Genomic DNA, 12,571 nt, shown 5'->3' with positions numbered 1-12,571 from the left:
AATGACAGCGATTATTTTTTGATTGCCTCATGATTATTCAAATATTTGCAGAGGAAATATGGACGAGATTCGAAAGATAATTCACATTGATATGGATGCCTTTTTTGCTTCGGTGGAGCAAAGGGATAATCCTGAATTGCGCAATAAACCCATAGCTGTTGGAGGTGATGGAGATAGGGGAGTTGTTGCAGCTGCAAGTTACGAAGCACGGAAGTTTGGAGTGCGCTCTGCTATGCCTTCAAAAATTGCAAAAAAGCGCTGTCCACACTTGATTTTTGTTCGTGGGCGTCATGATCGTTACAAGGAGGTGTCCAATCAAATTATGAGCATTTTTTATGAGTATACCGATTTGGTTGAACCGCTTTCTATCGATGAGGCGTTTTTGGATGTTACCCACAACAAGAAGAATCTGCCTTCGGCTACATTAATTGCCCAGGAGATAAAAGCACGTATTAAAGAGGAGACTGATTTGACCGCTTCAGCGGGAATATCGGTAAATAAATTTCTGGCTAAAATTGCTTCGGATGTAAACAAGCCCGATGGATTGTTTGTGATTCCACCCAAGGATATCGAGAGTTTTATCAACGATTTGCAAATTGACAAATTTTATGGAGTTGGTAAGGTTACAGCTGATAAAATGCACAAAATTGGTATTTTTAGGGGAAAAGATTTAAAAGAGAGAAGTCTTTTGGATTTGAGCAGATTGTTTGGAAAGAATGGAGCCTATTATTACAATATTGCCAGGGGGATTGATGACAGACCTGTAAACCCAAATCGAATCAGGAAATCGGTTGGAACCGAACATACCTATCGAAATGATTTAATCGATACACAGGAGATTAAAAAAGACCTGAAGAAAACGACTGAATCGTTGGTTCGAAGATTGGAAAAAAGTGGATTTAGGGGCAGAACCTTAACTTTAAAACTAAAATATAGTAACTTCGAGCAGGAAACAAGAAGCAGAACGCTTTTGCCGGTACTTGAAGGTGAAGAAATGATTCAAAAACTTGCAGAAGAGCTCTTGGATCAGGAACAGCTGAAAACAAGCATTCGTCTAATCGGATTATCTGTTTCGAACAGAATTGACGAATCGGAACCTATGCAGCTTACAATTGATTTTTAATCGGGTCAATTCAATTGATTTTTATTGAAAATCATACCACAATAAACCATTTTATAAATGTATCAGAGAATATTTATTCTGATTGATGTTTAATACCATTCTTGCATGATATCATGTAAAGAGAGTATTATGCCAATTGTAGTATTAAATGTGAACTGATATTGTCGATTATTTGCAGATGATAATTGAATATTTATAATTTTACCGGTCAATAAAAGACTAAAGTGTATTTTATTTTTAACATGAGAAGAAATTTAATCAAATCACTCTTTATTGTTTTGATTGCTGCAGGCTTAAGTTCCTGTGCGGGCAGTTCGAAGCAAACTACCGATAAGGTAGAATCACATTACACTATTAATGCTGATCTGGATCAGATATCAGCAAAGGATACCAGCTTAACCAACCTGATCAATCTGTATAAACACCAGTTGGATGGGGAAATGAATACCATTATTTCGGTGGCCGAAATGGATATGGTAACGGGTAAACCAGAAGGTTTATTATCCAACTACCTTGTCGATGCCATGTTCGAAATTGGTAACGATTTTTGCAAAGAGAAGCAATTAAAGCATGGGGTTGATGTGGCTTTGTTGAATATGGGAGGAATTAGAACCTCATTATCGAAGGGAGAAATATCTACCGGAAGGGTATACGAGATGTTGCCTTTTAAGAACAAGTTGGTGATTGTTGGAATGGAAGGAAAACAGCTAATAGAATTGTTTCAACGCGTTGCTTACTTTGGTGGCGAAGGCATAAGTGGAGCGAAAATGGGCATTAAAGACAGAAAAGCGATAAACATTCTTGTGGATGGAATGCCAGTTGAGCCTACGAAAATATATCATGTAATGAGTGTTGACTACCTGGTTAATGGTGGTGGCGGATTTACTGCCTTCGAAAAGCGCAAAACATTTCGACATATGCACCGATTGTTGCGTTCGGAAATCATTAAACACATGAGCGAGAAGCACAAAAAAGGAGAAAAAGTATCGGCTAAACTAGATGGGAGGATTTACAATGTGGAATAGAAGAGAATTTATTACAAAATTGGGTTTAACCGGGGCATTTATAAGCAGTGGATTGTTTACCAAATCACTTTTTGCAGCTTCGAACAGCAAGCATAAAATTACCTTATTGCATACAAATGATTTGCATTCGCGCATTGAACCATTTCCAAAAAAAGATCCAAAATATGGTGGATTGGGAGGTTTTGCCCGACTAAATGCTTTGGTGAAAAAGGTAAGAAGAGAAGAGGAGCATGTCTTGCTATTGGATTGTGGTGATGTTTATCAGGGAACGCCATATTTTAACTTCTTTAAAGGAGAGGCAGAATACAAATTGATGTCGAAAATTGGTTACGATGCCGGTAATATTGGAAACCACGAGTTCGACAATGGTATTAAGGGGATTACTTCGCAGATAAAGAACCGTAATTTTCCTTTGCTAAATGCCAATTACGATTTTAGCGGTACCGATTTGGAAGGCAAAATTCCTCCTTATCAGATTTTCGAAAAGGGAGAACTTAAGATTGGTGTTTTTGGTCTTGGTGTTGATCTTACTGCTTATGTAGAACCTCAAAACCGCGAAACCATTACCTATATCGATCCGGTGGATGTAGCTAAGGATATGGTTCGAATCCTGAAAGACGAGAACAATTGCGATTTGGTAGTTTGTCTTTCGCACATGGGACATACCAGCAATATTGGTGAAGATTGCGATATGGAATTTGCCAAGCATACACGTGGTGTTGATGTGATTTTAGGCGGTCACTCACATACCTTATTGGAGAAACCAGAACGAGTGAACAACCTGGATGGGGAAGAGGTAATTATCAACCAGGTTGGTTGGGCCGGAATTGCCTTGGGAAGAATCGATTTTTATATCGATAAGAAAAAGCAAAGCAAATTGGCAAATTCACAATTAATGAGAGTAGAGGGGAATTTAGTCTAATACCGATTGGTATTTAATGTTGAAAATCATCGGGAGATTGATTATTTCACCCTTTTCCCTGTCGGGATTTTGTTCACATTAAACTCAATTTTCAATTGTGTTCACGAGCTTCGCTCCGCTACGGTTCCCTAAAAGGAAAAAATCAACTTGAAATGGTATAAAATTATTACTTTAGATACTTTGACTATCAGATCGTATGAAAAAATTTGAGTTAAATAAATCGAATTGGGCCGAAACAGAAGGTTGGCTATCCATTGCAGGAAATATTGTACTCTTTATTTTAAAATATTGGGCCGGATTGCTTACAGGATCCATTGCCATTATTGCGGATGCCTGGCATACCTTGTCTGATAGTTTAAGCTCTGTTATTGTATTAATAGGGGCGAAAATTTCTAAAAAACCTGCCGACGATGATCATCCTTTCGGACACGGCAGGGCCGATTTAATTAGTGCCTTTATCATTGGGATTCTATTGCTGTTGGTGGCTTTCGATTTTGTATTAGAATCCTATCATACCTTAAGAGATGGTGAATCGTCGCAGTTTGGAACCATTGCCATTGTGGTAATGATTATTTCCGTTGTGGTGAAGGAAGCCCTTGCGCAGTTTGCCTTTTACGGTGCTCGCAAAACCAATTCGAAAGTGCTAAAGGCCGATGGCTGGCACCATCGTAGCGATGCCATATCATCATTTGTGATTTTGGCCGGTATTTTTGTTGGGAAATATTTTTGGTGGATTGATGGTGCACTGGGGATGATTGTTGCCTTTATGATTGGCTATGCAGCCTACGAAATTATCAGGGATTCCATTCATTCCATATTGGGAGAAAGCCCCGATCAGAAATTACTGGACGACTTGAAGAAAACTTGCGAGGAGATCTATCCACATGCCATCGATCCGCATCATTTTCACGTCCACTCTTATGGCGACCATACCGAGGTTACCTTCCATATCAAGCTGCCACACGATATGTCCATAAAAACCGGGCACGATATTTCCACTGAAATCGAGAAGGAAATCAAAAGAAAATATGGATTTGCGGCTACCATTCATATTGAGCCTCGGGATCATGTTTAAATAGGATTCAATTGTATTCCTCATCCCCTGTCGGGACCTTCTCTTTGAGGAGAAGGAAAACAACAAACAGACCAGATTCCAAGAATTCAGCAGCGGCTAGCTCCCTCTCCTTGAGGAGAGGGTTGGGGTGAGGTCAGTCTGCACAAAAAAAGTAACTCTGAAGACTTTATCTTTAACCTCAGGCGATGCCTGAGGCTGTGTTAAACTGCCACTTCGTGGCGTGATTATCATTATAGGTGTTTCCTTCTAATCCCGAGAATCGGGAAGAAGAATAGGATGAGGTGAATCTCTTTGTGTCCTTTGTGAAACACCTTAGTGGTTTAACTTTTTACCCTTACTTCGCCACCTCTTTTTGTACAGCAAGCGCTTTTTCCTTCTTCGCTTTCGAGAAAAACACCGCAGTTACTGCACCACCAATTACCAATACTGCACCAATTAGCGAGTAAAGCGTCATGCTTTCGGGCTGTATCCAACTTACCTGCAAATAGGTAAGAACCGACATGGTGATGAGGGTAATAATTGGATTAAGCGTTACAATAATGCTAACCTTGTAGGCCTCGGTATACTTAAATGCAAGGGCGATAGATCCGTAAGCAACCAAGGTGTTGATACCAAGAAATACCACAATGGCCCAGGTTTTAAAATCCAATCCCTGGAAAGCAGAAAAATCGGCCATAGGCGTATAAATCAAAGCCGGAATACCATACAGTACCATATTCAGCACCTGTGCAGGATGTTGCTGCACCAGTTTCTTCTGCAAAACGGCATACAGTACCCATGTTACGGCAGCCAGCTCAACCCAGAAAAAGCCAAGGTTAAAAGCATCGGTATCGTGAATGAAAGTTTGCAATTGGGTGCGATAGAACAGGAACAAACCAAGGCCGGCAATTCCGAAACCGACCATCTGTTTTAGGTTCAGTTTTTCTTTAAAGAATAGAACTCCTGCCAGCGCCAGCATAATGGGGCCACTTTGTATAATAATTTGTGCATTGCTCGGACTGGTATAATTCAATCCTTTTAAGAAACCAATATAGTTTACGCCCAAGCCAATTGCTGCAATAATGAGCAAAAGAGGCGGGCGTTTGATGATGTTCAACTGCTTTCGGTCGGTTACCAGGTAGTAGATGAACAAGACCAAAAAGGCAAAAGAGAATCGGAACCATACAATGCTGATGGGATCGATATCCTTAAGGGCCACTTTAAGGAAAATGGGAAGAAAACCCCATAAAAATGCAGTGACCATAGCGTAAAGCACGCCCTTGTAATTACTTGCAGAAGCAATTGAGTTCATTGTTATTCTTATTTAGAATGAATAAAATCGAACAAATGTAGGTAAAAAAACGATTTGAACCACCTTTGTGTTTGTAGTTTATCCTATTTATCATTTAAAAAAACACATATCGTAAATAGTTTTACCACAAAGGTAAATGAAGGAAATCACGAAGTAACACAAAGCATTCCTTAGTGTTACTTTGTGCTCTTTGTGGTTAAATATGTTTGCGAGAAACTATGGCAACTGAAAGCTCACAAATCCCAATGCCTTCCATACCTCTACCACTTGATTCAGGCTTACTTCGAAGGATAGGTATTCTTTGTTATCAGAGTTCAATAACAGTTGATTGTTGTCGAAATCTTTCACCACGCGTTTGTACACAATACCATCATCGGTAGTCACCACAATATGGCTGGTGTTGTCCTTAATCAATTCCCAATCTTGCAAATACTCGCAAATAATGTACGACCCTGCAGGTACTGGCAGCATACTTTCTCCTTCAATTTGGAATGCACGGTAGGTTTTGTTTTCCGATAATTCGGCAAATGGCATTCTAAAGTTTGGCAGCTCGCTAATGAACTCAGCATCCGAGTAGCCATTTAAATATCCGGCTGCAGCTTTAACAGGAACCAGGGAAATCATTTCGTCGTTCTTCTCATCCACCAAAATGGGAAGAATTCTCAGGTTTTCTCCTTTTGTGTCTTGCTTCTTTTCCTTCTCTGCTTGCTCAATATCCGATTTCACCAACTCATCAAGATTGCGGTTGAAGTAATCGGAGTATTTTAAAAGTGTAGATATTTTGGGAGTACTTCTTCTTTGTTCGTAAGAGCTGATTGATGAGGCTCCAATTCCTATGCGAGCAGAAAGTCTGCTTTGCGATAGTCTTTTTCTAATTCGTAAATGTTTAAGGTTCTTATTTAGATTTTTCATGAAATTTCTGTGTGTAAATTTTGAGAACAGCAAAAGTAGTGCTTTGAAGCTTTCCTACAGCGATTTTATGGCATTAAAGCATTTAAAAATTGATATGATGAGCTTTAATCAGGACAAAAACTTGTATTTTGTGTAGGCAAAAATTTAAACACACACTATGAACACAATAAAAGTAAATTCACCATTTGATGGCAGTTTGATCAAGGAGATTCCTTTGCTCAACAGTCAAGAGGTGGAAGAGAAAATAGCAAATGCATACGCTCTTTTTCAGGATAAATCGAGATGGTTAAAACCTTATGAACGTATTGCGATTTTGGAGAAAACCAAGGCCATTATGCAAACGCGAGTAGAGGAATTGACCAAAATAGCCGCTGCCGAGGGAGGTAAGCCATATCAGGATAGCAAGGTTGAGATTTTGCGAGCTATAAATGGAGTGCAGCTTGCAATAGAGCATATTGGGCAAATGAAAGGTGAGCAGATCCCTATGGGAACTACTGCGGCATCGATAAACCGTTGGGGATTTACCATGCGCGAACCCATTGGTGTGGTTTTGAGTATTAGTGCATTTAATCATCCGTTGAATCTTGCGGTTCACCAGGTAATTCCGGCTTTTGCAGTAGGTTGTCCTGTGTTAATTAAACCTGCCACAAGTACACCAATGTCGGCAATCGAATTGGTGAACATGATGAAGGAAGCAGGTTTGCCAGCTGATTGGGCCGAGGTAGTGGTTTGCGACAGAAACAATGCAGAAAATTTGGTGAAGGATGAGCGAGTGAATTATCTGTCTTTTATTGGTTCTGCAGAGGTGGGTTGGAGCTTGCGTTCGAAATTGGCTGCAGGAACACGATGTGCCTTGGAGCATGGAGGATCGGCACCTGTTATTGTAGAATCGGATGCCAATATGGAGGAGGCGATTCCAGCTTTGGCCAAAGGTGGATTTTATCATGCAGGCCAGGTTTGTGTGTCGGTACAGCGCGTTTTTGTTCAGGAAAGAGTTGTAGATCAGTTCTGCGATCAATTGGTTAATATTGCTAAAAACTTGAAAGTGGGAGATCCTTTGGATCCTCAAACAGAAGTAGGACCACTAATCGAAACTTACGAGGTTGACCGTGTTGACCAGTGGGTAAAAGAGGCAGTAGCTGATGGAGCCAAATTGTTATGCGGAGGGAATAAGATTTCCGATACTTGCTATGAACCAACGGTGTTGCTGAATGCTTGTCAAACTTCTAAAGTATCGAAATTGGAGGTGTTCGGACCTGTAATTTGTGTTTACAGCTATAATGACATGCAAGAGGCAATTGATTTGTCGAATTCATTGCCATTGGCATTTCAGTCGGCAGTATTTACCTCTGATATCGATAAAGCTTTGAATGCGGTAAATCAGTTCAATGCTGCAACGGTAACCGTTAATGATCATACTGCTTTTCGTGTGGATTGGATGCCATTTGGAGGAAGAGATGCTTCAGGAATTGGGGTTGGTGGAATTCCTTATTCAATGCACGAAATGACAAGAGAAAAATTGATGGTAATCAAATCAAGTAAGATTTAGGAGTGTGGGTTAAATCGCATTTTGAAATTATTTAAAGATTTAATGCGTTAATCAATTTTCCTACCAGTTAGTAATAGTTTATGGAGAATATTATGATGGTATCTTTCATCATAACATGTACTATTCCGAGTTTGATAATTTAAAAGTAATCTCTGAGAACTAAGATTATTGTATGTTTTGGAGAAAATGAATTCTAAGGTTAAATTAGTGTTAATCCATCATTATATGTTGAGTAATGAGTGAAAACACCTAGGTAAATTGGGTGAAAAAGTGCGTAAGCAAATACATCTCCTAATTAAATTATACTATCTTTGTGTGTTATTGGATAAACTGATAAAAGTCATTATATTAATGACACCTTATCTGATTTATTGAAATAAGATTAAAATTTGTACTATGGCAAATAAACCTGTAACCATTAAGGACATTGCAGAAAAATTAAACATTTCTGTTTCAACTGTATCCCGAGCTTTAAAAAACAATCCTGAAATCAGTTTGCAAACAAGAGAGGCTGTTCAGAAATTGGCTAAAGAGTTGAAGTACCAACCAAATCCATTGGCTGTTGCTTTAAAAACTCAAAAGTCGAATACTATTGGGGTTGTTGTGCCACAGATTGTAAGTTCTTTTTACGCATCGGTTGTAAAAGGAATTGAACAGGTTGCTGACGAATTTGGATACCAGGTATTCGTGAGTTCTTCGAATGAAAAAATGGAAAAAGAAGAGAAGAACGTAAACGGATTTCTAAATATGAGAATGGATGGAATTATCCTTTCTTTATCACGTGCGACAAATACATACGATCATATTCATAAAATTCAGGATATGGGCGTGCCGATGGTGCTTTTCGATAGAACATCAAAGGAACTTGAGGTTTCAAAAGTTGTGGCCGATGATGCTGCAGCAGCTCATGCAGCAGTAACTCACCTTATTGAAGGGGGAGCCAAGAGAATTGCATTTTTAACAGGTCCCGAATATATGCTTTTTGGTAGAAACCGTATGAGAGGTTACAAAAAGGCTTTGAAAGAGAAGGGCATGGAAATAGATGAAACTTTGATTTCAAGATGTGATTTTACAGTTGAAGATGCCAAGAATGCTTCATTGGAGCTTTTAAAGCGTTCGAACCGACCAGATGCTTTCTTTGCAATTAACGATGAATTGGCAATTGGAGCAATGACTGCGGCAAAAGAATTGGGTCTTAAGATTCCGGAAGAAGTTGCTGTTGTAGGATTTTCAAATAGCCGTCGTTCACGTTATATGGAGCCATCTATGTCGACTATGGATCAAAATCCTAAGCAAGTTGGGCGAGAGGCTGCAAAGCTTTTGTTTGACCAAATGGAAGATAAGCCAGGAGCTAAGGATGTGAAAGAAGTTGTAGTTCATGCTGACTTGTTGGTAAGAACATCCAGTGAGAGATAAAATACAGTAAATGATATAAAAAAAAATCCTGCCAATTGGCAGGATTTTTTGTTTTATATATTCTGAGGTTTTAAAAATCTTTCTCTTGTTGCTTTACCAATTCTTTGGTTGATAATAAACCGCAGGCTGCGAAAATGTCCAAACCTCTTGATCTACGAATTGTAGTTGTAATTCCCTTTTTATTCAATTGATCTTTGAAAAATTCAATGGTTTGATCATCGGATCCATCCAAAGGAGTGTTTGGAATAGGATGGAAGCGAATCAAGTTGATTCGGCATTTGATACCATCCAAAATTCTACAAAGTTCCTTTACATGTTGCGCAGTATCGTTAATCCCCTTGAACATGATGTACTCGAATGAAACTCTTCTTTGTCTGCCAAAATCGAATTCCTTAATGATTTTTAGTACATCCTTAATGGGGTAAACATTTTGTACTGGCATTAATTTCTTTCTCTCATCGTCGAAGGGAGAGTGCAAACTAACTGCAAGATGACATTCGCTATTATCCAGAAACTCAACCATTCCTGGAATGATACCAATGGTGGATACGGTAATTCTTCTTGGGCTCATCGCCATGCCGTAATCCGATGTTAATATTTCAAGAGACTTTAGAACTTCAGGAACATTATCAAGAGGTTCGCCCATGCCCATGTATACGATATTGGTAAGCTTCTCTCTTTCTGGTAGGCTTCGAATTTGATTAATGATTTCACCACTCGACAATTGTCCTTGGAATCCTTGTTTACCTGTCATGCAAAACAAACATCCCATTTTACATCCAACCTGCGATGATACACATAAAGTGTTTCTGTCGTTATCCGGAATATAAGCCGTTTCAATAAATTTATTCTCGTGGTTGGTTGGGTAAAGGTATTTTTTTGTGCCATCAACCGACTCTTGTACTTTGGTTGATGCAGTTGTACCAAAGTCGTACTTTTCCTTTAAGGCAGTTCTTGCCTTTAAAGATAAGTTGGTCATCTGATCGATTTCCGTTACATCTTTTTTGTACAACCAATCGGCAATTTGTTTGGCAGTAAACTTTGGCAGCCCCAAATCTTTAACTACTTGAGTTAATTCATTCAAACTTTTTCCTAATAGAATCTCTTTCCCCATTCTTCAGTATTAATCAGATTAAAAGTAGATCTCAGCCACAATTTTATTGTATTCAACTCCTCGGTTGATTAGCAAATCGCGAACTTCAACTACCATTTCAGGGCTACCACATAAAAAGAATCTACATTTTTTTGGGAGCTCTGGAATATCCTGCAAATATCGGGTTAATCTTCCACTATACAAACCATCACCAGATTCTTGTGAGCAACAGCGAATATAATTTTCACCCATTTCTGGTAGGAATTCATTTTCAAAGTAGAATGAATGAGAATGTCTGCCACCATGAATAAGTGTTTTGTTTTCTTTTAATCCTGATCGGAACATAGATGAAAAGGGGGCAATTCCTGTTCCTGATGCAATCCACCATGCAGGAGATGAGTCATCAATAAAATCACCATCGGGATCAGTAACAAATAGTTCTGTTCCAGGTTTTATCTCACTTAGTCTTGGGGTAAGCCATCCATCATCTTTCAGGTTATACAGGATGTTTACTTCATCATCCTGAATGCCACTTGCAATGGTGTATAACCTGGGAGTTACGCTTAAATCGGTTGTCAAACCAAGGTATTGTCCTGCTTTAAAATCTTTAATTTTCTTGAATTTTAATACATAAACGCCTGGCGATATTTCATTGTTTTCAAGAATACTAGTAGTGTGAAGTTTGTTCTTTTGATCTGTATTTGAATTCATATGTTACATTTTGAGAGGGCAAATATAGTAATTAATTTATAAAGATTCTAAATAGTGAAATTGATTTTACAAGTCATAGCCATTGACTGTAACTAAGTTTGCTTCATAAGCGTCATAATATAGTATTTGAATTTACGCATTCATCCTAAAAAATATATAAGAAATGAAAACAAAAATTAGATTTATGCAATTGGTGGTATTGGGTTTAGCCCTGCTTTCTTCGGTGAATTTATTCTCACAAACCATATATGCAGAAGAACACAAGGTGTTCGATGGTATTGATAAACTTGAGGTAAAAGGTTCTTTTTGTGATGTCGAAATTATAGGTAGTGATAGGAGAGATGTAAAGTTCGATGGTGAAATTAAAGGGTCATCATTCAGAAATAAGAAGTTTGAGATAAAATATGATGTATCTGGAGATAAACTGATGGTTTGGATTGATTCACCATTTTCATTTAGTGGAAGAATTGAATCTAAATTGCAGTTTAAGGTTCCGGCTGATATTAAAGTGCAGGTAAAAAATTCATCGGGCGATGTTTATTGTGAAGGCCTTGTTGCTAAATACACTTCCATACATGCTAGTTCGGGAGATATTGGTATGCAAAATATAAAAGGCGATTTAGAATTGGAGACTTCTTCTGGTGAAATTTCCGTAAAAAATCACATCGGTAATTTGGACATGAAGTCTACTTCGGGTGACCAGGAAATTAAGGAGGTAATTGGGAATATCTCAACGCAGGCTTCTTCAGGAGACTTGGAGTTTAAATACATTGAAGGAGATATTTCTTCGAGAACTACTTCGGGAGATATTGAAATTGATAATCTTATTGGAAGATTAAAGAATGTATCGAGCTCAGGTAGTATGGAGATTGATAACTCAAAAGTGTACCTGCATTTAACTGCTAGTTCCGGCGATATTGAAGGGAATAATTTGTTATTGGTTGGAGAAGCATTCTTTTATACTACTTCAGGTAATATTGATTTGAAGTTAAGAAATGATCCTGACCAATTGAGTTTTGATTTGTTGGCATCGTCGGGAAATTTAAGAGCTGGTAATAGAAAAGCAGACAAGAAGCTTTATTTGAGAAATGGGGAGATTTGGATACATGGAAAGAGTAGCTCGGGAGATCAATCTTATTATTAAAGTATTTAAAGAGGACAATTAGTCCTCTTTTTTTGTTCGTTTGCGAACATTAGATGTGATGCTATCGGACACTTTTGCTGTGAGGAATTTAATAGATATTTTCTTAAGTGTCACATATACAGGGTAAAGGGGTTTTTGGCCCGCAGCTTGTAATTACCTATGCGAAATCATTTATAATGGTTTCCCAAAAATTGGGAGTGGTGTCCCGGGATTTTGGTTTTAATAGCATAATTAATTGGTTTTCTTTGATTAAGGGTCCTTTTTAAGGCCCTTTTTCTTTTTTATATCCCTAATCGTTTATTTCCCTGGA

11 protein-coding genes are annotated in these 12,571 nt (G+C 38.4%); 7 read left to right on the top strand and 4 right to left on the bottom strand.

Annotation, left to right across the window (positions count from 1 at the left end):
• Positions 1–58 precede the first annotated feature (58 nt).
• The 4 genes from dinB to NQ163_RS08235 all read left to right on the top strand — a co-directional run bounded on the left by dinB (position 59) and on the right by NQ163_RS08235 (position 4,145).
• Positions 59–1,123, top strand: a complete 1,065-nt coding sequence (dinB, locus tag NQ163_RS08250; protein ID WP_268189847.1) for a DNA polymerase IV — start codon at positions 59–61, stop codon at positions 1,121–1,123.
• A 242-nt stretch (positions 1,124–1,365) separates the two neighbouring features.
• Positions 1,366–2,148 carry a 5'-nucleotidase C-terminal domain-containing protein gene (locus NQ163_RS08245; protein ID WP_268189846.1) on the top strand — a complete coding sequence of 261 codons (783 nt, stop codon included), beginning with the start codon at positions 1,366–1,368 and terminating at the stop codon, positions 2,146–2,148.
• Positions 2,123–3,070, top strand: coding sequence for a bifunctional metallophosphatase/5'-nucleotidase (locus NQ163_RS08240; RefSeq protein WP_268189845.1), 948 nt, complete (start codon positions 2,123–2,125; stop codon positions 3,068–3,070). The genes NQ163_RS08245 and NQ163_RS08240 overlap by 26 nt, the downstream gene beginning before the upstream one ends.
• Positions 3,071–3,266: 196 nt before the next feature.
• A complete protein-coding gene (locus tag NQ163_RS08235; protein ID WP_268189844.1) occupies positions 3,267–4,145 on the top strand; it encodes a cation diffusion facilitator family transporter in 879 nt (292 codons plus the stop codon).
• A gap of 334 nt (positions 4,146–4,479) precedes the next feature.
• Here the strand turns inward: NQ163_RS08235 and NQ163_RS08230 are convergent, their stop codons facing one another.
• Positions 4,480–5,436: a DMT family transporter gene (locus tag NQ163_RS08230; protein WP_268189843.1), complete on the bottom strand. Its 957-nt coding sequence runs from the start codon at positions 5,434–5,436 to the stop codon at positions 4,480–4,482.
• 216 nt (positions 5,437–5,652) lie between these two features.
• Entirely contained in the window at positions 5,653–6,348 is a 696-nt protein-coding gene (locus NQ163_RS08225; RefSeq protein WP_268189842.1) for an XRE family transcriptional regulator, read from the bottom strand.
• A 157-nt stretch (positions 6,349–6,505) separates the two neighbouring features.
• On the opposite strand from NQ163_RS08225, the gene NQ163_RS08220 reads away from it, so the two are divergent.
• Positions 6,506–7,897 (top strand): aldehyde dehydrogenase family protein, encoded by a 1,392-nt coding sequence (locus tag NQ163_RS08220; protein WP_268189841.1) that lies wholly within the window; start codon positions 6,506–6,508, stop codon positions 7,895–7,897.
• A gap of 396 nt (positions 7,898–8,293) precedes the next feature.
• On the top strand, positions 8,294–9,313 hold the full coding sequence (locus NQ163_RS08215; RefSeq protein WP_268189840.1) for a LacI family DNA-binding transcriptional regulator: 1,020 nt from the start codon (positions 8,294–8,296) through the stop codon (positions 9,311–9,313).
• 70 nt (positions 9,314–9,383) lie between these two features.
• Here the strand turns inward: NQ163_RS08215 and rlmN are convergent, their stop codons facing one another.
• Together rlmN and NQ163_RS08205 are read right to left on the bottom strand one after the other, a co-directional pair.
• Positions 9,384–10,427, bottom strand: a complete 1,044-nt coding sequence (gene rlmN, locus NQ163_RS08210; RefSeq protein ID WP_268189839.1) for a 23S rRNA (adenine(2503)-C(2))-methyltransferase RlmN — start codon at positions 10,425–10,427, stop codon at positions 9,384–9,386.
• Positions 10,428–10,445: 18 nt separating this feature from the next.
• Entirely contained in the window at positions 10,446–11,117 is a 672-nt protein-coding gene (locus tag NQ163_RS08205) for a ferredoxin--NADP reductase (protein WP_268189838.1), read from the bottom strand.
• Between the two features lie 163 nt (positions 11,118–11,280).
• On the opposite strand from NQ163_RS08205, the gene NQ163_RS08200 reads away from it, so the two are divergent.
• Positions 11,281–12,261, top strand: coding sequence for a DUF4097 family beta strand repeat-containing protein (locus NQ163_RS08200; protein ID WP_268189837.1), 981 nt, complete (start codon positions 11,281–11,283; stop codon positions 12,259–12,261).
• The last annotated feature ends 310 nt before the right edge of the window (positions 12,262–12,571 follow it).

It is taken from the genome of Marinifilum sp. D737 (genome assembly GCF_026672275.1).
In the GTDB taxonomy this organism is placed as follows: Bacteria; Bacteroidota; Bacteroidia; order Bacteroidales; family Marinifilaceae; genus Marinifilum.
This window is presented reverse-complemented; position numbering and strand designations above follow the sequence as displayed.